This window comes from Mesorhizobium sp. M4A.F.Ca.ET.020.02.1.1 (assembly GCF_004022645.1).
In the GTDB taxonomy this organism is placed as follows: Bacteria; Pseudomonadota; Alphaproteobacteria; order Rhizobiales; family Rhizobiaceae; genus Mesorhizobium.
Genome location: NZ_RZOI01000009.1, coordinates 1 through 17638 on the forward strand (window position 1 = coordinate 1; position 17638 = coordinate 17638).

Here is a 17638-nt window from a genome sequence, read left to right on the forward strand (position 1 = left end):
CACCGCCGCCGCCCGCCACGACGCCGCCACCGGCCGCGCCGCCCGCGCCCTTGGTCTGGGCCTGGGCCTGATCCTGGGCCTTGTTCGCTTCCGCGTTAAGCTCGCTCTGGCGGCTCGGAGCGGGCATGCCGGCGTGCGCCAGCCACATTGCAACCGCCTTGGCTTCCACGTCGGCGACGCGCCTGGACCAGCCGCGTTTAAACGTCTTCCAGATTTTCAGCCCTTGCATGAAGCTGAGACGCCGGGCGCATAGCTTCTGGATCGTCTGTTTGCCGCCCGTAAGGATGACGGCCTTGAGCGTTCCCGGCCCCACATGACCATCGACCCCCGCCCTGACGACACGTTGCAAATCCTTCACCGCTCGCGACGGCCCGGAGTTGATGCCATAATCTAGCGTCGCCATGTCGACGCCAAACGGCAGATCGTCGCCGGCTATCTTGTCCCAGAAGTCGACGGCATAGATATGCTCGACATCAGACTTGGATATGTTGCGCAGCTGCGTTTTCGTCGCGCCGGGCTTGAACTCCCGGAACTTGCCGATCGTGATCCCCTTCATGGTCGCGCCGCCTGGGTCTTTCTTGTTGTCGGACCAATCGCCCTCATAGACCAGTGACACGCCGAGACACGCGGCGAAATTTCCCTTTGCCATAGTGGTAATCCCCGTGGGTGTGAAGCCCGACAACCATCCCCGGCAATAGTTGGCGGCATCGAACACCCCGCGCGGAACTCCTTGCCAATCACCTCCTGAGAGATTGGTTGAAAATGGCCGTCATCGTCCGAGGGGATCGGCGTCGGGCCGCGTTTGGGGTTTGGGCTTCATGTACCCGACGAAATGAGGCAAAGCAGGGTGACGGGGCCGCGACCGGAATGAGCCGGTTCGCGGCTCTTTCATTTCACCAGCCGGCCATCTTTTCATCCGGTTCGAGTTGCAGCGTCTTCGGATTGCTGTACAGGGTCCGGTCCTCGCCGTTCGCCCGATCGCGCTTGGCTTGCCAGCCGAGCTTTTTCATGATCCTGCCGACGCGGTTCGAATGCTTCCAATCGGCATCCCTTTTCTGAATGCCCAGGTGTTCGAAGATATCCCATTGCGAAACACTCGATCGTGTCTTGAGGAACGGCGCAATCTGATCGACCCACACGTCAACGTCGGTGCGCTTTTCCTGTTCGGCCTCGACCGACTTTAGCTCCTCCTCCTGGACCCACCACGGACGGCCGGCCTTGAGCAGAGCCACGGCCTCAGCCCACAGTTGATCGCGGTCGCGGGCGATTGCGTCGATGTCGATCTTGCGCACCTCCAGCGGCCAGAACCGGCGCGCGCCAGTCGGGTCGCGCAGATATGCGTTGCCCTCAGGATTGATCGTGCCGTTGAGCACGACGCGGCGCGGAGCCTCGATCACCGATCGGCCATACGGCGGGCGAAAGCGATCGGTCTGGCGCGTGAGGAACTTCTTGACGGCGTTGGTTTCCGCCGCCGAGAACCGATGCATTTCGGCGACCTCCAGGCCCCAGACGCCTTGCAGTTCCATCATCGCGTCTTTCGAGCCGATGTCGGAAAGCTCATCGGTAAAGAACTCGTCGCCGAACAGGACGCGCAGCGCCGTCGACTTGCGCGCGCCTTGCGGCCCTTCCAGGATCGGCATCGTGTCGACCTTGCAGCCGGGGTTGAGGCCGCGCGCGACGCTGGAGATAAGCCAGCGCTCGCTCACGACCGGCGCATAGTCGTCGCCGACGCATCCGAGGTAATCGCCCGCGAAGCTCTTGACGCGGGGCTTGCCGTCCCACTCCAGCCCGTCGAGATATTCGCGCAGCCGATCGAAGCTCGCCCGCTCTGCCACGGTCTGGATCACGGCGGCGATATTCGACGCTTTCGGCGTCATGTATTTCGCCTCAAGCCACATGACCGCCTCGCTATAGTCGCGATCCTGGAGCGTGCGCGGTTCCCACGACGCGCCGGCATCCGCCCAGGGCGGGCGACGCTGGAGCATGACGCGCAGCTTGAAGGCGTCGAAGGCGAACACGCCGGCCATGTCTGGATGGTTCTCCAGGAACAGCGCCCAATTCTTGGTGACGCCCGGCTTGAGCTTGCCCTCATCGTTGGTGATCAGTTCGAATTGCCAACTGTCATCGGCCTTGACCGTCTTGCGCGTGTGCAGCTGAGTGACGGTCGCGCTTTCGGGCTTGGCCTGTTCGGTCGTGCGCGCCTGAGGGACGGGCGAGGAGGCACCGGCAGGCTGTTGGGGAGCGGGCGCGGGAGAAACGCGCTCAGCGGCCTCGCTTGCCGGTTTCTGTTGCGGCGGCGACCACGGGCGAGCAGTCGACCGCATGAACGCGTCAAGCTGATCCTTCGACCAACCGTCATCGATCGCGTCCGCGCAGTCCCAGCCCTTTTTAGGGGCCTTGCCGTCCTGCCAATCTTGGAATGAATAGGACATCAGGCGGCTTGCTTGGCTTCGATCCAGATGAGGCGGCGACCGCTCGACCCACGGCCCATCATGCCGTCAATCGTCAGGCCGTACGGTTTCAGCTTTTTGCGCAGCCGCCCGACCGTAACGCCGATGACTTCCTTAGCGAACAGCGGCCCGCCGTTCGGATCGTCGGCGTAGAGAAGATACGCAATCTGATCGGCCTCGACATAGCGGCCGAAGCGGCGGCGGAAGATTTCGAAAAGCCGATGCTCGAAACTGGACAGCCGCGCCGCCCTAGCAATCGCTTCCGGGTCTTTCAGTTCGGGATCAAACCCGCAGCAAACACACGCGCTCAAGCGATCCTCCCGACGATTTTGATTGAGCATCCTTGGCGATGGTTGATCGCGGCGATTTCGTCGGCCGTGCGCCGGCCGGGATCGTCGTCGTCGTGCCAGATCACCAGCGAGCGGCCGGCGAGCGGCGACCAATCCGCGTGATTGATCCCGTAGGTTCCGCCCGGCCAGGACAGGACGTTGCGCCCGCTCGCGCGAGCGAGCTTGTCGCGGCACTTCTCGCCTTCAACGATGACGACTTGCCCGTCCCGCAAAAACTCGAGCCCGTAGAGCGGGCGCGGCTTGGGGAACGGGAAGCGCGACCAGCACTCTTTGCCGTTCGGCAGGCGAACCCACATCACCATAGGGGTTTCCTTGCCGCCGTCTGGCAGATCGTGGCGAAGCACGTAGCCGACAAGCGAGCCATCGGCGCGGCGGTATGGGAAGATCATCGACGGGACGAACGAGCCCCATTCGCGATCGGTGCCGCCGCGCTTGGGATTGTAGATCGTGACCTTGCGGCCGGCGACGATCTCACCGGCAGGATCGAGCGGCACGATCCCCGCGTAAATGTCGCGCGCCTCGACCTTGCGCGGCGCGATGTTCGGGCCGGCCGAGCCGCCGCCGAGAATGCGGATCGCTTCCTTAAGGTCGACGCCCTTGATCTCTTGAACGAAGTCCATGACATCGCCGCGTTTGCCGCAGCCGAAGCACTGGAAACGCTGGACGTGATCCTTGCCAGTGAAGATCGTAAACGACGGCGTGTCTTCGGCATGGAACGGGCAGCACGCAACCCACTCGTCGCCGTCCGCCTCCAGCGTGACCCCGAAACTCTCAGCCGTGGCGGGCAGGGAAACATCGCGCCGCAGGCGCTCGACATCGTTAGCCATGTGAAATCCGCCGCTGATTTGCTTGTTGCGATAATCACAACATGTAGAGCAAATCGCAAGGGGCATTCCGCGCGATTTGCATAAATCTTTATGGGCCGATCAGCGCCAAAGGATTTGGTCCAAGTCCGCTTCCGTGCGCGCGATGCCTGCCCGTCCGCCAGCATCATTGACGGCATCGATCCAGGCGATTTGTTCCGTCGTCGGTCGCGCGTTTTCCTTCACCTCGACCTGGGCATAAACGGCCATGGTTGAGCCGATCATGTCTAGCGTGACCTCGACCGGAACCCAGCCGCCTAGGTCCGACATTCCAGGCACGCCGGCATGGAACGGCCGAGCGTTGCGGATCACGATGTCGTGCGGCCCGAGGTGCTTGATGCCTGGGCCTCGCTCGATCTTGTTCCCGATCCAGGCCATGCCGACTTGCTGCCGAAAGAGCCGCGCCCCGAGAGAGGACGCGACCTTTTGCAGCCGGCGCATGAGATCGCCCTCAGCCATTGCGGCTCGCCCTGTAGTCGGAGACCATGGCAAGCTTCTTCTCGCCCCAGGCGACGAGATCGGCGTTCCCGATCTCCTTTCCCTTCGCAATCATCAGCTTGGCCGTGTGCTCCATCGGCCCAACGCGATCGGTCTCAATTGCGCCATGCTTCACGGCCTGGGCGCGCTTGCTCTGGGCAATGTCGAAGTGAACCCAGGACGCTCGCTTGTGCTTTCCGAAAGAGAGCGTCGGGTGTCCCTGTATCCACTTCCGTTGAACGCCGATCTTGTCGACCATCGCCAAAAGCTCATCGTCGCTGTCCGCCCACATGTGGCACATGATCATGTTGCCGAAGGGCGCTTGCATGTCGTCAACGTAGACGGCCATCGGTCAGACCTCAGAACGGAATTTCGTCGTCAAGCTCGCGCGACTGTTGCCGCTGCTCACCGCCGCGCTGGCGCGAGAAGCTTTCGCGACTGTCGCCCTGCCCTTGGTCTCGCCCGCGATCCTGGGATTGCCGCACCGTGCCGCCCGACTTGTCGGCATAGTTCCCGCCGCTCTTGTTGCCCGGCCGATCGGCGTTGCCGTTCGGATCACGATCGCCACCGCCGCTCGCGCGATCGAGCATCAGCAGCTTGGCATCGAACCCGGTCAAAACGATCTCGGTCGAATAGCGCTCGATCCCGTCTTTCTCCCATTTGCGCGTCTGCAACTCGCCCTCGACATAGAGCTTCTGCCCCTTGCGAACGTATTGCTCGATCACACCGCAAAGGCCCTCGCTAAAGACAACGATCCGATGCCATTCGGTTCGCTCCTTCTTCTCGCCCGTGTTCTTATCCTTCCAGCTTTCGCTTGTGGCGAGCGACAGGTTGGCGACGATGCCGCCATTGTTGAGCTTGTTGATTTCGGGGTCTTGCCCGACATGCCCGATGAGCATGACCTTGTTCAATGAGCCGGCCATTTAGTGAACTCCCATGATGAGGCGATATCCTTGGCGATAGCCCACGTTTTCAACGGTGATACCGGACCCGGCCAAGCGAGCCCGAAGATGGCAGAGCGCCACCTTGAAAGCGGCATACATGCGCGTTGGCGACGGCCCGCCATCGGGATCGTCGGCGTACATCGCATCGAAAATCCGTTCGGTCATGACGGGCATCCCCTTGCCCTTCCAGACCGCGCCGAGAATGCGGGCCTCCAGAGGCGTGACCTTGTAGCGGTCAACCACGATATCCAGGGTTGGAACCGCCACCGCCTGCTTGCAGCAAGGGCAGTTGATAGGGGCGAGCACTAGCCCGCGCTTGTCCGACTGGATCGAAGGCGCGGCGCGCTCCAAACCAGCCAACGCGTCATCCTGGGCGCTAGCCAGGAAGTTGCGAACGGTGTCCCTGACAACGGCCGACTTCGGCGCGGTGCCGCTCATGGACCGAAAGCCTTGCGATTGTTTAAGTCCCATAGTCCCCGTACCTTTCCGCCGTTTTTGCCTGCCTCGCCGTGAAGATGTGCGCCGCCCATTTGGCTGGCGACTTGTAGCCGCGCGCCGTCGCGAGATTGATCAGATCGTCAAGCGTCTGCGCCCTGCCCTGCTCTTGCTTGCGAGCGCGGCGGACGGCTTCCTGATCGACTTCCTCAAGCTCGCCGTCGACCTCGCCGATCGCGCGCCCGCCGCCGATCGCCTCGCGCTTCTTGACCGGATAGACGAAACCGCAGTCCGGGCATTTCGGCGCGGGATCGTGCGAGCAAAAGCACCGCTCGCACGTCAGAACCATTTCCTCGCGCGCCGCTTTCTTGCGCCCTTCAAGCGACCACTCGCGTTCCTCATCGGGCAGGCCCAGGCGAGCGAACCCGCCGACGAGATCGAGCAGGACATGCGGCACGCCGGTTCCGTCTTGCCGCAGCCCGCGCCCGTGCTTCTGGAGGTGGCGCGCCAGCGATTGCGTCGGCGAGTTGTCAAGCACGGCCTCGATCGTAACGGGCCGGTCGACCTGGGCGGCGAGATCGAAGCCCTCGCAAAACAGTTGGCAATTGATGATCAGATCAATTTGCCGGTCGGCGAAGCCTTCGAACGCAACCCTGCGATCGGGCTGGGGCGTGTTGCCGTCGAGCGCCACGGCCATGATACCGTTCGCGCGGAACTCCTCAGCCAGCCGTTCGGCGCTGGCGACCGATGGCGCGAACGCGATCGTGCGCTTGCCCGAGGCGTACTTGCGCCAATGCTTCACGGCGTTCGACAGAACCGCCTTGCCCGACATCAACTCGTCAAGCTCGGATGCGACATACTCGCCGCCGCGCGAATGCAGCCCGCTCAGATCGAGACCGGCAGGAGAGAAAGCCCGATATTTCGAGAGGTGGCCTTGCTCGATCAGCCACCGGACGGACGGACCCATGACCATCGTATCCCAGACATCGCCCAGCGGCTTGCCGTCCAGGCGCTCGGGCGAGCCCGTCAGGCCGATCAGGCGCGCGCCTTCTTCCTTGTAGTGGTTGGCGACCAGCGCCCAGCCCGAGGCCGCGCTTAGGTGTGCTTCATCGACCAGGACGTAATGAGCGGGGATTTTGCCCAGCCGGTTTTTCAGCGTCGCGATCGAGGCAATGAAGCACCGATGATAGGGGTTATAGTGATAGCCGGCCGCGATGTAGGAAAACGGGATATCGAACTTTTCGAATGTCTTCGCGGTTTGCGTGATCAGGTCGACGCGGTGAACGCAGAAGATGACGCGCTTGCCCGCCGCGAGGATCATCTTGATCAGCGCCGCCGCGAGCACGGTTTTACCGAACCCGGTAGGCGCGAAGGTCAAGACCGACGCCGACGAGCGCAGCGCGACGCGGAGCTTTGTCCGCACGTCTTCCTGATCAGGGCGCAGGACGATCATTCAGGTCGCACCGCGGGCAACGGATGATCGGCGCGCTCGAACAGCCGGCAGGCGGATGCATCGTGCGGGATTAGCCGGTTCGCCTTGTTCAGGATCGGCCGGGTGCAAAGCGCCTTCTTGAGCGCGTTCGGGCTGGCCTTGTGGCGCTTGCTGAAATAGCCCGGAGGCGACGGAAGCTTGCCCCCCCCTGTGGCGGCTTTCCACTTATGCCAGAACACGCATTCGCGGCACGTCGCGCCTTGCGGCCCCGTCCCCGCGATGTGCGCTTGACCGAGATAGGTTGCCCGGATCGCAGCATCATGCGCGCCGGCCGTCAGATTTGCCCCAAACTCCAGATGCTCAGGCATGTCACTTTCCCCGGATCACTAAGCGTTTAATCTCAGCCTCAAAGGGCGCGATACGACGCAACCGACCGGCGAGCATGAGCAATTCCTCAGCCTCGTTCCGCGTGATTGTCAGGTGCGTTTCGGCGGCAAGCTCGCCGCCTTTCATCGTGCAATGCAGCAACAGCGCATCAACCAAGTCCCCTTGCTGCGCGAGGGACATGGACGAGCCCGCATAGTTCATTGGACGGGCGTCAGATCGGCGGCGGTGATTGCGATATTGAGCTTGCTCGCCGCCGACAGGATCAACTCCTGATCCTTGCCGTTGATCAGCCCTTTTTCGTCGCTAAGAGCGCGACTGATCTTTGAACGATGACGGCCAAGCTCGCGCGCGAACTGCGCGGGAGACATGCCGAACTTCTCATGCACTTTCTGCCAAGGGGTTTTGCCCAGGTCCGCCAACGGTCGCTCTCCTCGCGATGCATCTTTCGCAACAATATGTTGTGATTTTCACATCGTCAAGCGACATCAACCGGGCCTTAACCAAAATCTCGGGATTAACCAAGCTGCACCAATCCGCGAGCGCTACCTTGCCGTGCTTGCGGTTTGTTGCGAAAGATGCAACAGATTAGAAGCGGCGGGATTTTCGAATCGCGCAACAGAGTGAAGTGCATGCAAAACACCATGGAGAGACCGGCTATCGATAAGCAGTGGTTCATCGATAAGCTGGCAGAGACGGGAAAGTCCGTGCGCGGCCTTGCCCGTCATCTGGGGGTTGATGCGTCCGCCGTTTCGCGGATGCTGTCAGGCAGTCGTAAAATGAAGATGACGGAAGCCGGGGACATCGCGTCCTTCCTGGGTGTTCCCGTCAGTGAGGTGTTGGTTCACTCAGGGGTTTCCGTTTCCCTGGAACCGCGCCCAAGCGAAATGCTCCTCGCCGCGACCATTGACGAGCGCGGCGTTGTCGATGAGCTACCCGAGCCGAAGCCGCTACCGCCCGCCGTGATCGAAAGGGCGCGCGCGACGATAACGATCCAGGGAGACGAGCCGATTGTTGGCGCGCAGATACGGGCCTTGAAAGGTCCGCTTTCCGTCATGGACGACGCCGTTGTGCTTTACCGCTATCCGGCCGGCGTCGACCCGGCAGCGATCGGGCTCCTGTCAATCTGCCGGTCCCGCGACGGCGAACAGTTCCTTGGCAAGATCGAGCGCGCCAGGAAGACCGGCGAGGCGCGCGTGACATGTGCTAACGGCGATGTCCGCGACGTGAGCCTTGACGCGGCGACGCCCGTCCTTGCCGTGATCCCATAGAAAAAGCCCGCTTGCGGCGGGCTTCTCTTTCTGGCGCTAGGGACCGGGCCTAAGCGAACGATCGCCCAGGATCGAAATAGCCGGCCGTGTAGCAGTCGTGCTTGAGCGCGCGTGCCATGTAGGCGCGCATCCGGCTCAGCACGCCCGGCGCGTCGCGCACGGCGCGGCGCATGCCCTCCAGCGCGAGCGAGGTTTTTGCGTCGATCGGCACCGCGAAAAAGCAGCGCTCGATCGCGCGAAGGATCGACGCGAACGAGATGAAGCCGAATAGTCGATGATAGCGCATTGTCTTTCCCTTTCTCCCATGGTGAACCCCTGGGTGAAGGCACCTTGAGCGCGAGACGGTTGAGATCGCGAACACCGGAAAAGAAGACGCCCGGTCGCGGGGAGGTAGCGCGCCGGGCGTAAGGTGGGTCGCAAGGGGAGGATGCAGCGACTGTTGCGAAATATGCACGGCGTTGCGTTTCCGTCAACAACAAAATTCTGGAATCCAGAAATTCAGCCACTTGACTGTTGCGGCCTGTTGCGATTAGCGTTGCGCCAATCACAACACACAACCGCAAAGGAGCAACAGCAGTGAACCAGCACGTCAACATTCCGAAGGGCTTCAAGCCCGGCATCTATCAGGGCGTGCCGAACGAGAGCTATCACGGCGGGCCGGGCATTTCCAAATCCGGGCTCTGGACGATCGAGACGCAATCGCCCGCTCACTACAAGTTTGGCGAGCGCGAGGCCTCTAAGCATTTCGATTTCGGCGAGGCTTGCCACTTCGCGGTTCTCCAGCCCGAGCTTTTCGATAAGCGCGTCGTTCGCGGCCCCGACGATCGGCGCGGCAACAAGTGGAAGGACTTGGCGGAAGCCTGCGCGATCGACGGCAAGCTGTTGCTCACGTCGGGCGACCATGACGGCGTTTGCGCGATCCGCGACGCGGTGCACGCTGACGAACGGATCAATTCGATCATCACGGGCGGCAAGCCCGAGATCGAGGCATCCGGCTACTGGATCGACCAGGAAACCGGCGTCATCTGCCGTTGCCGCCCCGACCTTTACCGCGCCGACCTGGGCGGCGTGCTCGATGTGAAGTCGGCGCGATCGGCGCACCCCGACGTGTTCGCCCGCGCCGTCATCAACTACGGCTATCACTCCCAGGAAGCCCACTATTCGGACGGCTGGCGTATCCTGGGCCGCACGGTCGATTGGTTCGCCTTTCTCGTTTTCGAGAAGGAGCCGCCTTACGCCTTCGCGGTCTACGAGCTTCCGCCGTCGATCGTGGAAGAAGGCCGCGTGATCATGCGCAAGGCGCTCAACACCTACGCCGAATGCGTGAAGGCCAACCATTGGCCCGCATACGGTGAAGGCGTCCAGGAGCTTTCATTCAAGCGCTGGGCCTACCGCCTCACGGCAGCGCCCGAGTTCGAAGACGAGCCGGCATGACCTGGAGCCTTGCCGATCGCACCCGGAAATTCTGGTGCGCGGCTTACTTCTACCGCCGCGCCGATCCGGCCAGAGATCGAGCCGTCGCCGTCAAGGCGCTGGCGCAAGTCACCGCAACCGCAAGCGGCACGGTCCAGGATCGCGCCGCCAACCTCCTGAGAGAGATCAATGACACAGACCGTCGTAGTTGATCGCAAGCCGCTAGCGTTGCGCGATCACCTCGCCAAGGCCCAGCCGGAATTTGCGAAGGCCCTGCCGACCTACATCAAGCCCGAGCGCTTCACGCGCACCGCTCAAAGCGCCCTCACCTTCACTCGCAATATCGAGAAGGTGAAGAACCCGCAATCGCTTCTGTCCGCGTGCATGAAAGCGGCGGCGGATGGCCTGATCCTGGACGGTCGCGAGGCCGCGCTTGTTGTCGACTACAACGGCGAGGTCCAATACCGCCCCATGATGCGCGGGCTTCTCAAGCTCGCTTACAACAGCGGCCAGATCAAAAGCCTTGTGGTCGAAGCCGCCCGCGACGGCGACGACTTCGATTATGAGCCGACGCGCCACGAACAGCCGATCATTCACAAGATCAATCTCAAGGGCGAGCGCGGCGAACCCTTCGCCCTCTATGCCCTCGCCGTTTTGAAGGACGGCGGCATTGTGCATGAGGTGATGACCGTCGCAGACGTGAACCGCATCCGCGACCGCGCAGACGCCTACAAGGCTTTCAAGGCAGGCAAGATCAAGTCGACGCCCTGGGCGACCGACTGGAGCGAAATGGCACGCAAGACGGTGTTCCGCCGCCTGTCGAAGTATCTGCCGTCGAGCAGCGACCGCGACGCATTTATCCAGGCTGTCGAGCGGATCGATGAGGATTACACGTTCGACATCGACCACGATCCGGCCGGCAACGAGAACCGCCCGGCCGCGCCGGCCGCGAAGAAGCGCGGCGGCGCAGCTGCGGCGCTCAAGGACGTGACGCCTAAGCAGGAACCGGCAAAGGGCAAGGCACAGGCCAAGCCCCAGCCCGCCCAGGACGAGGATCCGGCCGACTACGATCCCGAGACCGGCGAAGTCCTGGACTATGACGGCCCGGATCAGCGGCCAGGGGATGACATATGAGCGCGACGATCCCCGGATTTTCGCGCGTCGAAATCCGCACGCGCGGGAAGGGCGATCTTGCTCTTGCCGCCGCCGAACTCACCCGCCTAGCCGGCGAACTCCAGACCATCGCCGGCCAGGACCATGACGACGAAACCGCGACGATCTTGGCCCACCACAAAATCAAGGCCACGTCGCAAATGCTGAGAGGAAAGTGATGATCGAACTACAGGACGGCAAGACCTATCGCAGCCGGGGCGGGAACAAGATCGGCCCGGTGCGGCTCGGCCCGGATCAGACATACTATTTCCTAGGCCGGTATTACCAGGGCGACGGTCACTACAACGCCGATCGCGAGCCGAGCCCGAACGATCTTGTGGCGGAATGGGAAGAAATTGTTTTGCCGATAGAGCAGCCGGCCGAACACGTCATGCAGTTTTTCGCCTTCGACCATCTGCCGCCGACGCTGAAAGAAATCAGCAAGCCGTTCGGCCGCATGGCCGAGGACATCGTTCGCACCCTGCCCCGCAACCAACAGCGCACCATGGCGCTCAACAAGCTCCTGGAGGCCAAGGACGCCGCCGTCCGCGCCTACATCGCCAAGTAGTCAACCCAGCCACAGAAAGGCACACAGCAAAATGTTCGATACCCTCAGTCCCCATGACGGCCCCGTTGTCGCCGGCCTGGAGCAGTTCGAAACGGTCTATGCAAAAGATCAGCCGCAGTATCGCCCGCTTCGGACCTTGCCGGGCCGCAAAGGGAACAGTGCAATTGCGCGCTTCTCTTTGACCGACGCGCAGCGGAAGGCCGTCGCCGAGGGCGCAGATATCTATCTTGAATTGCTGCATTTCCGTGGCCCGCTCGCGCCCAGCCTCCTCATGGTTATGAGCGAGCCACCGGACACCAACGATTTCCGCTCATGGTGGCGGGTGCAGACAGACGGACCTTACCCGACTTTCTAGCCGGGCAGCACATTACCACCCACGCCAGCAACGGAGATTTCCAAATGGCAAACCAGACTGGAATTGCAATCGTGATCAAGGCTTTTCTGCCGACCAGCAAGAGCCTGGATGAACAGTTCGCCGCGCTCAGCATCGTGAAGACGGCGCACGAAACCAGCGACTATTCCGCGCTCCTGAAAGCCGCCTCGATCGAGGAGGTGAAGACCGAGCAGAAGACGCGACGGATCGAGGATCAGCCTCAGACCCAGACCGCGCCGACGACCACGGCCGAGACCACCCAGGCCAGCGACAAGCAGGAGCCCGGCGACACGCCCGCTGACGATCCCCAGGCGAGCGCCGCCCACGATCCCGAGGCCGACGTTCCGGCTTTCTTGAAGAAGGACAAAAAGTCGAAAGCCGCATAATAGGTGTTGCGATAATCGCAACATGTTGCTATCAAGGGCCACGATCCGTCAAGGTTCGTGGCCTTTCTATTGGAGCGCTGAATGACCTATCCAGTTGAACGCATGGGCAAATGCCATAGGCACGGCGAGACAACTTTCCGTAGAGCAGGGAAGCAGGCCAATGGTTCGCCTATGTACAAATGCCCGATGTGCAAGAACGCTAGGGCAAGAGCCTACAACAAGCGCAATCCGCAAGCAGGCAAAAAGACGAACGCACGCAGACTAGCTAAGCGCGTTCAGATCGTTGCCTTGTTCGGGGGCGAGTGTATCCGCTGCGGATACAGCAAGAGTACCGCCGCGCTCCACTTTCACCATAGAGACGGCGCAATGAAGTCCTTCCAGATCGCATGCCGCGAAATGTGGAGACCTCATGCCGACATCGTGGCAGAGGCGTCGAAGTGCGATCTAATCTGCGCCAACTGCCATTGCGAACTTCATTTCGCTGACGGCACGATGGGGCCTAAGAAGCGTTTAAACGCGTTGTCAGAAACGCATCAGGAGCGCAACACATGACCACCGCCCACAAAGGATGCCTGGAGTGTGGCAAGCTCTGGAATGATCGCAAGCCGGGCCGCGAGTTCTGTTGCTCCTCATGCCGCCTCGCCTTCAACAATCGACGCATGAAGCGCGGCGCGGAAATGTATGATCTCTTTCGCGCCATGCGCCGCGAGCGCGATCAAGCCAAGCTGCTTGGCCTATGGGCTGAAATGTGCCGCCTCGAATTGCGCTGGCAGCAAGAGGACGACGCGCAGCGGCCGGGCCGGCGCTCATACATGCCGCCGAGGAAGGCGCTCACGAACTTGCGCGAGACGGGCCGGTTGCCGATCGGCGATGTCGTCGCAAAGAGCTATAGGGCGGGCCGCTGATATGGCGTTCAATTCCGACACATACCACGCGAACAAGTATCGCAGGATCGCCTTTGAGGAGATCGCCCAGGCCAAGGACATCAAGCGCCGGGCCGCGATCGGACAAGCCTACGATTGGGAAGTTCGGCGCATTCCCTCCCTGGTTAGCAACGCGCGCACGTCACTGCGCCTTAGCCGCCTCTACCGGGAATGCGCCAAGCTCAAGCTCTAATGCCAGCACCCTTGCGCCACGCCATAGCGGTTATGCCCGGCGATCCCCTGCCCGGCTCCAGCATCGTTGCCGGCGAGGTAAACCGCCGTCGCCGGCTTAACGGGGATTTTGCTCCAGCCCGCGCAATTGCTCGCAGTCGTCGGGCAACCCGCCAAGCTCAATGCAAAGATCGGCAGCATCCATATTGCGAACTTTCGCATCGACATCAGTCCTCTTTTTGTAAGCCTTCACCGTGTCAGCCAGGACGGCAACGCGAGCGTCAGAGCGGCCCTTGGCATATCCGCCGAGGAAAAGCCCCACACAGATCAGCGTCGCCGCCCCGAGCTTCCAGAGCAGCGCGTTCACCTCTGGGCCTCATCGTCATCGGGCAGCACGGCGGCGCGCGGGCGCATCCATATGTTGACCAGCAGAACGAACAGCGTGAAGTACGGCAGATACTTGGGCGGGATCACGTCGCCCCAATAGACGCCGCCAAGCTGATTGAGGATTTCCGGCAGGCCGACAGCGAGGCCGGCGACGGCGTTGAAAATCCAGGTGCGCCAGCGGCGCAAGGTCTTGATCATGGAAGTGGTCTCCGGTTGAAAGCGCGAGACCGTGCGCCTGGGACAGTTGCCGCCGAAACTCAGTTGATCTTGAGCCAGTGGCGGATAGCCGTCGCCGCCGTGTCGCTCGCCCACATGAGGGCCGCGCCGACCGATAGCCCGCCCAGCGCCAGGAGCCCGGCGATCCCGATGCCGAGCATCTTCATGCGCTTCCACTCCTCAAGCGACGGGTTGACCGCCTCCTTGAGGGACTTCACCTCATTGCGAACCTGGGCGGTAATCTCGCCGTCGACCGCGACATCAGTTCGAACCTTGGAGATTTCTTCGGCCTGCTGATCAAGCCGGCGATGGATCGTGGCGCGACTTTCGTGCGCCATGCTCTTTTCCTCCTGGAAGTCGCGCCGCAATGCGTCGACACCGCCTTTAAGCTCGCCGAGAGCTAAGAAGATATCGTCCAGAGAAGCCAAAGCCAGAACCTCGCGCCGCAGTTTCGGAACGCTTACAGCCGAAAGGTTGACCAGCTAAACGCCGATCCCCTATATGAACCACCAACAAGAGGCCAAGTAATGACTATAGTTCGCATCATCGCCGAATCGATCTTTCTCGCTATCGTCATCGCCTTCGCCGCGATCGTCTGGGTAATGACGATCGCGCCGACCAGGGCGTTCAAAGCCCTGGAGTTGCGCCTCTTGTTCCGTGGCGATACGGCGGCGCGCAACAAAGCCCTGTGGTGAACTAGCTCCAAGGCCCATTCTTGACCATCGCCCCGGCTCCAACCGGCTTGATGTTAAAGAACGAATTCCGCTTGATCGTCGGCGCGCCGCCAGGAGCGGCCGAATACTGGAATTGCGGGATCACGGTTCCGGCCGCGTTGACCCGCATTTCGCCCTTGAGCTTGACAGATATGTACTCCGTGGCCGACGTGTTCGCAGCAGTCAGCACCGTCGCAGTGGCGGCGGTTGCGTGTAGGGATTGCTGGTTCGCCAGAACGTTGCCAGTCGGGTTGACGATCTCAGCCAGATAGTCGATCGAGGTGAACGTAGCCGTGCCGCCGAACAGGGTCGCGAAGGTGTGCGACGTGGTGCCCGCAGCCCTGGAAATCATGTACTGCGCTTCGAACTCGTAAGTGGTTCCGGCCAGCAGCGTGATCGTATCCTCAGTAGCAGCGAAGACGTTTTGTGCCGTGGCGACATCAGCGCCCGCCCGATCGGCCGAGAGAACGGAACGATAGCCTGTATCAAAGTCGCCCGTGACGATGGTTCCGCTACCACCGTACTTTGTCGCCGCCGAGGTCTTGGGCGGGTTCATGAGCCGCAAGGTGTTCGTCGCCCCGACGACGAGGAATTCCGCGTCTCCCGTCGCGTCGGCATCGATGCTGAGGCTGTCATAGTCAACGACCGTGACAAGATTGCCAACGCCGCCGTCGATGTAGATGGCCGACGAATTGCTCCGGATGGCGCTCAGCCTGCTAAAGAACGCGCGGCCATTGTTGCCAAAGAACCGCATGCTCTGCGTTGGGCCTGAGGTCATGCCGGCCTGGATGAACCTATTGAACGACAGGTCCACGTTGTCACCCGTGACGAGCAGGCCCGTGGTGCACCCGTCCGTGTACATCGTGTCGCACCCCAGATAGTTGCACGACCCGCCCGGCATCGCGCCAACGACGGCCTGTTGGTAGACGCCCATGCCAAGCTGATATCCGTAGGCGAACATGCGCCCAAGATCGAGATTGTCGCACCGGCCGAAGTTGAAGGCCGTAGCGTTGGCCTGCATGTCGGCCGTAACGTTGGCGTCAAACGACCAGAACGGCCACAGGTGAATGGCGTCAAAGAAGCAACCGTCATAGACATTCGTGGCGTCGATGCCCTTGCGGAATGGCTGTCCCTTGAGGTTGCGCAAAGTCACGCGTCCAGCGCCGCGAGAGGTGGCCGCATCGCCCACGATCTGGAGCATGTTGGTCGGATTGAGGAACATGCAGTCTTCAACGGCGACATCGTAGCACCCGATGATTTGCACATCGTAGCCGTGGGCCGTTGGTGCCCAGCCAACCCCGAGCGCGGGCTGAGTGCGCTTGAAGTTCACGCCCTTCATGCTCCGCGCCGACGAGCCCGCGCCGTCCGAAATGCTCTCGGAGGTGGTCTTGAAGCCGATGCCCGTATGCGCGATGTGGAAACGCGCGAACGCGCCGTTCAACTCGCGCCCGGCTTGGCCGGGGCCTTTAATGTGGCAGGCGGCCGGCCATGTCATCTGCGATCCCAACGCAATCGTTCCTGCCGGAACGTTAAGGGCGTTGCCGGTTCCTGCCACAGCATTCATTGCCGCCTGCATGAGGGTCGCATTGTCATTGACCCCGGTCAGATCGAGGCCGTTCCAATCGCGCAGATCGCAATAGTCCTGCATCTTGGAGCGCTCGGAACGAATGGCCGGCGTCGGGAACTGGCCGACGAACAGGCCGCTATCGTAGACCCACGCGCCGCTTGCACCCGTGGGCGCACTGGCCGGCGCGATATAGGTGTACTGATTGGGATCGGCCGTGACCTGGGCGGAAAGGTTGGCGCTGCTCCAGTTGAGCCGCCCGTTGCGCAGGCCCGCATTCCAGATGATCGCGCCCTTGTTGTCCTTGGTGATGTCAAGAGCCTGGACCGCAGCAACGTCGGCGCAGAGGACCGGGATCGCGAGGAAGTTGCGAACGTCCGCCTTCGCCTTGGCCAGATAGCCGGTGCCGGCTGGATTGGCCACAAGCATGGTGTCGGCGACGATCGCCGGCAGATTGATGGACGCAGCGCTTGCCGCCGCCGCAGCCGCCGATCCAGCCGCCGCAGTGCGGTCAAGACCCGTTTGGACGCGATCCGCAGCTGCCGCCGCAGCGCTCGCCGCCGCCGCCGCAGCCTGGGCCGGCGCAGCGATGATAGCCGCCATGTTGTCGGAAGCGTCGTTCACCGCATCGATATTGTCCGCCACGGTGTCGATGTTGTCGGCGCTATCCGCGAGCCGCAGAATATCGTTGACAAGGCCATTAAGCTGGGCGGCGTCTTCGGACGCGGGGATCATCACCGCGCGCGAGATTTGTTCCTGCAACTGGAGATCGCGTTGAGCAGCCAGATCAAGCGCCGCCTCGACCGTTTCGGCATAGTAAGGGCCTTGGTTCTCCAGGTCCGTTTCCTGAGTGAACGGCACGTTGAGAAGGAACAGCAGCGTCTTGCCGACAGCAAGCGGCGCGGTGAGCGCGACTTGCCCGCCCGCAGGGTTTCCAACGTCGGAAACAACATAGTCGGCGTCGATCGCCAGGATCGTTTCGGTGCCGTCCGCATCGGTGCGGATCGCCTTGATATGGTTCTCGTTCGAGATTTTGAAATCGTAGTCGAAAACGGTCGTGACCCCGTTCCCGTTGTATGGGCCGGAACGGTTAGTTGCGCTCGGGATCGTCATGCTATCGTGTCCTCATGGATTTGAGGGCACGATAGGGAGCGATGGTTGCCCGC

Annotated in this window: 29 protein-coding genes; 12 read left to right on the top strand and 17 right to left on the bottom strand. The window is 62.0% G+C overall.

Going from position 1 to position 17638, the window contains the following annotated elements; genetic code table 11:
• The 12 genes from EN742_RS01565 to EN742_RS01620 form a co-directional block, all read right to left on the bottom strand.
• On the bottom strand, positions 1-715 hold a 715-nt coding region (locus EN742_RS01565), incomplete at its 3' end, for a glycosyl hydrolase 108 family protein (protein WP_128332310.1).
• A gap of 178 nt (positions 716-893) precedes the next feature.
• Positions 894-2432, bottom strand: a complete 1539-nt coding sequence (locus EN742_RS01570) for a virulence-associated E family protein (RefSeq protein ID WP_128332311.1) — start codon at positions 2430-2432, stop codon at positions 894-896.
• Positions 2432-2791 carry a helix-turn-helix domain-containing protein gene (locus EN742_RS01575; protein ID WP_128332312.1) on the bottom strand — a complete coding sequence of 120 codons (360 nt, stop codon included), beginning with the start codon at positions 2789-2791 and terminating at the stop codon, positions 2432-2434. The genes EN742_RS01570 and EN742_RS01575 overlap by 1 nt, the downstream gene beginning before the upstream one ends.
• Positions 2758-3627, bottom strand: a complete 870-nt coding sequence (locus EN742_RS01580; RefSeq protein ID WP_189375116.1) for a CHC2 zinc finger domain-containing protein — start codon at positions 3625-3627, stop codon at positions 2758-2760. Before EN742_RS01580 ends, EN742_RS01575 begins: the two co-directional genes overlap by 34 nt.
• Positions 3628-3726: 99 nt before the next feature.
• Positions 3727-4041 (bottom strand): VRR-NUC domain-containing protein, encoded by a 315-nt coding sequence (locus EN742_RS01585; RefSeq protein WP_189375118.1) that lies wholly within the window; start codon positions 4039-4041, stop codon positions 3727-3729.
• A gap of 73 nt (positions 4042-4114) precedes the next feature.
• Entirely contained in the window at positions 4115-4489 is a 375-nt protein-coding gene (locus EN742_RS01590) for a DUF4031 domain-containing protein (protein WP_128332315.1), read from the bottom strand.
• Between the two features lie 10 nt (positions 4490-4499).
• Positions 4500-5063, bottom strand: a complete 564-nt coding sequence (gene ssb, locus EN742_RS01595; RefSeq protein ID WP_128332316.1) for a single-stranded DNA-binding protein — start codon at positions 5061-5063, stop codon at positions 4500-4502.
• On the bottom strand, positions 5064-5522 hold the full coding sequence (locus tag EN742_RS01600) for a hypothetical protein (protein WP_245492231.1): 459 nt from the start codon (positions 5520-5522) through the stop codon (positions 5064-5066).
• A 22-nt stretch (positions 5523-5544) separates the two neighbouring features.
• Positions 5545-6972, bottom strand: coding sequence for a DEAD/DEAH box helicase (locus EN742_RS01605; protein ID WP_128332317.1), 1428 nt, complete (start codon positions 6970-6972; stop codon positions 5545-5547).
• Complete coding sequence (locus EN742_RS01610) at positions 6969-7319, bottom strand: hypothetical protein (protein WP_128332318.1); 351 nt, start codon at positions 7317-7319, stop codon at positions 6969-6971. The genes EN742_RS01605 and EN742_RS01610 overlap by 4 nt, the downstream gene beginning before the upstream one ends.
• A 1-nt stretch (position 7320) precedes the next feature.
• Positions 7321-7539, bottom strand: a complete 219-nt coding sequence (locus EN742_RS01615) for a hypothetical protein (protein WP_128332319.1) — start codon at positions 7537-7539, stop codon at positions 7321-7323.
• On the bottom strand, positions 7536-7757 hold the full coding sequence (locus EN742_RS01620) for a helix-turn-helix domain-containing protein (RefSeq protein WP_128332320.1): 222 nt from the start codon (positions 7755-7757) through the stop codon (positions 7536-7538). The genes EN742_RS01615 and EN742_RS01620 overlap by 4 nt, the downstream gene beginning before the upstream one ends.
• 210 nt (positions 7758-7967) lie before the next feature.
• Between EN742_RS01620 and EN742_RS01625 the strand changes: the two genes are divergently transcribed.
• Complete coding sequence (locus tag EN742_RS01625) at positions 7968-8606, top strand: helix-turn-helix transcriptional regulator (protein WP_245492232.1); 639 nt, start codon at positions 7968-7970, stop codon at positions 8604-8606.
• 49 nt (positions 8607-8655) lie between these two features.
• Here EN742_RS01625 and EN742_RS01630 read toward each other — a convergent pair whose 3' ends face one another.
• Positions 8656-8892: a hypothetical protein gene (locus EN742_RS01630; protein ID WP_128332321.1), complete on the bottom strand. Its 237-nt coding sequence runs from the start codon at positions 8890-8892 to the stop codon at positions 8656-8658.
• A gap of 290 nt (positions 8893-9182) precedes the next feature.
• Between EN742_RS01630 and EN742_RS01635 the strand changes: the two genes are divergently transcribed.
• From EN742_RS01635 to EN742_RS01680, 10 genes are all read left to right on the top strand, one after another.
• Positions 9183-10040 (top strand): PD-(D/E)XK nuclease-like domain-containing protein, encoded by an 858-nt coding sequence (locus EN742_RS01635; RefSeq protein ID WP_189375120.1) that lies wholly within the window; start codon positions 9183-9185, stop codon positions 10038-10040.
• Positions 10037-10231 carry a hypothetical protein gene (locus EN742_RS01640; protein ID WP_128332323.1) on the top strand — a complete coding sequence of 65 codons (195 nt, stop codon included), beginning with the start codon at positions 10037-10039 and terminating at the stop codon, positions 10229-10231. The genes EN742_RS01635 and EN742_RS01640 overlap by 4 nt, the downstream gene beginning before the upstream one ends.
• On the top strand, positions 10209-11153 hold the full coding sequence (locus EN742_RS01645) for a recombinase RecT (RefSeq protein WP_128332324.1): 945 nt from the start codon (positions 10209-10211) through the stop codon (positions 11151-11153). Before EN742_RS01640 ends, EN742_RS01645 begins: the two co-directional genes overlap by 23 nt.
• Positions 11150-11350 carry a hypothetical protein gene (locus EN742_RS01650; RefSeq protein WP_128332325.1) on the top strand — a complete coding sequence of 67 codons (201 nt, stop codon included), beginning with the start codon at positions 11150-11152 and terminating at the stop codon, positions 11348-11350. The genes EN742_RS01645 and EN742_RS01650 overlap by 4 nt, the downstream gene beginning before the upstream one ends.
• Positions 11350-11739, top strand: a complete 390-nt coding sequence (locus EN742_RS39045) for a hypothetical protein (RefSeq protein ID WP_245492233.1) — start codon at positions 11350-11352, stop codon at positions 11737-11739. Before EN742_RS01650 ends, EN742_RS39045 begins: the two co-directional genes overlap by 1 nt.
• Positions 11740-11770: 31 nt before the next feature.
• Positions 11771-12094 carry a hypothetical protein gene (locus tag EN742_RS01660; RefSeq protein ID WP_128332326.1) on the top strand — a complete coding sequence of 108 codons (324 nt, stop codon included), beginning with the start codon at positions 11771-11773 and terminating at the stop codon, positions 12092-12094.
• On the top strand, positions 12052-12498 hold the full coding sequence (locus tag EN742_RS01665) for a hypothetical protein (RefSeq protein ID WP_128332327.1): 447 nt from the start codon (positions 12052-12054) through the stop codon (positions 12496-12498). Before EN742_RS01660 ends, EN742_RS01665 begins: the two co-directional genes overlap by 43 nt.
• An 81-nt stretch (positions 12499-12579) precedes the next feature.
• The gene (locus EN742_RS01670; protein WP_128332328.1) at positions 12580-13050 is read left to right on the top strand and encodes a hypothetical protein; all 471 of its coding nucleotides are present in this window, start codon (positions 12580-12582) and stop codon (positions 13048-13050) included.
• Positions 13047-13403 carry a transcriptional regulator gene (locus tag EN742_RS37780; protein WP_128332329.1) on the top strand — a complete coding sequence of 119 codons (357 nt, stop codon included), beginning with the start codon at positions 13047-13049 and terminating at the stop codon, positions 13401-13403. The genes EN742_RS01670 and EN742_RS37780 overlap by 4 nt, the downstream gene beginning before the upstream one ends.
• Position 13404: 1 nt before the next feature.
• Positions 13405-13614 carry a hypothetical protein gene (locus EN742_RS01680; protein WP_128332330.1) on the top strand — a complete coding sequence of 70 codons (210 nt, stop codon included), beginning with the start codon at positions 13405-13407 and terminating at the stop codon, positions 13612-13614.
• A gap of 96 nt (positions 13615-13710) precedes the next feature.
• On the opposite strand, the gene EN742_RS01685 is transcribed toward EN742_RS01680, so the two are convergent.
• The 3 genes from EN742_RS01685 to EN742_RS01695 are packed head-to-tail and all read right to left on the bottom strand — an operon-like array spanning position 13711 to position 14623.
• Positions 13711-13959 carry a hypothetical protein gene (locus tag EN742_RS01685; protein WP_128332331.1) on the bottom strand — a complete coding sequence of 83 codons (249 nt, stop codon included), beginning with the start codon at positions 13957-13959 and terminating at the stop codon, positions 13711-13713.
• Positions 13956-14177, bottom strand: a complete 222-nt coding sequence (locus EN742_RS01690) for a hypothetical protein (RefSeq protein WP_128332332.1) — start codon at positions 14175-14177, stop codon at positions 13956-13958. Before EN742_RS01690 ends, EN742_RS01685 begins: the two co-directional genes overlap by 4 nt.
• A 59-nt stretch (positions 14178-14236) precedes the next feature.
• Positions 14237-14623, bottom strand: a complete 387-nt coding sequence (locus tag EN742_RS01695) for a DUF1515 family protein (protein ID WP_128332333.1) — start codon at positions 14621-14623, stop codon at positions 14237-14239.
• Positions 14624-14722: 99 nt separating this feature from the next.
• Between EN742_RS01695 and EN742_RS37785 the strand changes: the two genes are divergently transcribed.
• Positions 14723-14890 carry a hypothetical protein gene (locus tag EN742_RS37785; RefSeq protein ID WP_189375123.1) on the top strand — a complete coding sequence of 56 codons (168 nt, stop codon included), beginning with the start codon at positions 14723-14725 and terminating at the stop codon, positions 14888-14890.
• 1 nt (position 14891) lies between these two features.
• Here EN742_RS37785 and EN742_RS01700 read toward each other — a convergent pair whose 3' ends face one another.
• Positions 14892-17585, bottom strand: coding sequence for a hypothetical protein (locus tag EN742_RS01700; protein ID WP_128332334.1), 2694 nt, complete (start codon positions 17583-17585; stop codon positions 14892-14894).
• Between the last annotated feature and the right edge of the window lie 53 nt (positions 17586-17638).

Excerpts from the sequence above, each read along its gene's own strand:
- EN742_RS01570 (WP_128332311.1), bottom strand. The coding sequence starts at position 2,432 with ATGTCCTATTCATTCCAAGATTGGCAGGACGGCAAGGCCCCTAAAAAG.
- EN742_RS01575 (WP_128332312.1), bottom strand. The coding sequence starts at position 2,791 with ATGCTCAATCAAAATCGTCGGGAGGATCGCTTGAGCGCGTGTGTTTGC.
- EN742_RS01580 (WP_189375116.1), bottom strand. The coding sequence starts at position 3,627 with ATGGCTAACGATGTCGAGCGCCTGCGGCGCGATGTTTCCCTGCCCGCC.
- EN742_RS01585 (WP_189375118.1), bottom strand. The coding sequence starts at position 4,041 with ATGGCCTGGATCGGGAACAAGATCGAGCGAGGCCCAGGCATCAAGCAC.
- EN742_RS01590 (WP_128332315.1), bottom strand. The coding sequence starts at position 4,489 with ATGGCCGTCTACGTTGACGACATGCAAGCGCCCTTCGGCAACATGATC.
- ssb (WP_128332316.1), bottom strand. The coding sequence starts at position 5,063 with ATGGCCGGCTCATTGAACAAGGTCATGCTCATCGGGCATGTCGGGCAA.
- EN742_RS01600 (WP_245492231.1), bottom strand. The coding sequence starts at position 5,522 with ATGAGCGGCACCGCGCCGAAGTCGGCCGTTGTCAGGGACACCGTTCGC.
- EN742_RS01605 (WP_128332317.1), bottom strand. The coding sequence starts at position 6,972 with ATGATCGTCCTGCGCCCTGATCAGGAAGACGTGCGGACAAAGCTCCGC.
- EN742_RS01610 (WP_128332318.1), bottom strand. The coding sequence starts at position 7,319 with ATGCCTGAGCATCTGGAGTTTGGGGCAAATCTGACGGCCGGCGCGCAT.
- EN742_RS01615 (WP_128332319.1), bottom strand. The coding sequence starts at position 7,539 with ATGAACTATGCGGGCTCGTCCATGTCCCTCGCGCAGCAAGGGGACTTG.
- EN742_RS01625 (WP_245492232.1), top strand. The coding sequence starts at position 7,968 with ATGCAAAACACCATGGAGAGACCGGCTATCGATAAGCAGTGGTTCATC.
- EN742_RS01630 (WP_128332321.1), bottom strand. The coding sequence starts at position 8,892 with ATGCGCTATCATCGACTATTCGGCTTCATCTCGTTCGCGTCGATCCTT.
- EN742_RS01640 (WP_128332323.1), top strand. The coding sequence starts at position 10,037 with ATGACCTGGAGCCTTGCCGATCGCACCCGGAAATTCTGGTGCGCGGCT.
- EN742_RS01645 (WP_128332324.1), top strand. The coding sequence starts at position 10,209 with ATGACACAGACCGTCGTAGTTGATCGCAAGCCGCTAGCGTTGCGCGAT.
- EN742_RS01650 (WP_128332325.1), top strand. The coding sequence starts at position 11,150 with ATGAGCGCGACGATCCCCGGATTTTCGCGCGTCGAAATCCGCACGCGC.
- EN742_RS39045 (WP_245492233.1), top strand. The coding sequence starts at position 11,350 with ATGATCGAACTACAGGACGGCAAGACCTATCGCAGCCGGGGCGGGAAC.
- EN742_RS01660 (WP_128332326.1), top strand. The coding sequence starts at position 11,771 with ATGTTCGATACCCTCAGTCCCCATGACGGCCCCGTTGTCGCCGGCCTG.
- EN742_RS01665 (WP_128332327.1), top strand. The coding sequence starts at position 12,052 with ATGGTGGCGGGTGCAGACAGACGGACCTTACCCGACTTTCTAGCCGGG.
- EN742_RS01670 (WP_128332328.1), top strand. The coding sequence starts at position 12,580 with ATGACCTATCCAGTTGAACGCATGGGCAAATGCCATAGGCACGGCGAG.
- EN742_RS37780 (WP_128332329.1), top strand. The coding sequence starts at position 13,047 with ATGACCACCGCCCACAAAGGATGCCTGGAGTGTGGCAAGCTCTGGAAT.
- EN742_RS01680 (WP_128332330.1), top strand. The coding sequence starts at position 13,405 with ATGGCGTTCAATTCCGACACATACCACGCGAACAAGTATCGCAGGATC.
- EN742_RS01690 (WP_128332332.1), bottom strand. The coding sequence starts at position 14,177 with ATGATCAAGACCTTGCGCCGCTGGCGCACCTGGATTTTCAACGCCGTC.
- EN742_RS37785 (WP_189375123.1), top strand. The coding sequence starts at position 14,723 with ATGACTATAGTTCGCATCATCGCCGAATCGATCTTTCTCGCTATCGTC.
- EN742_RS01700 (WP_128332334.1), bottom strand. The coding sequence starts at position 17,585 with ATGACGATCCCGAGCGCAACTAACCGTTCCGGCCCATACAACGGGAAC.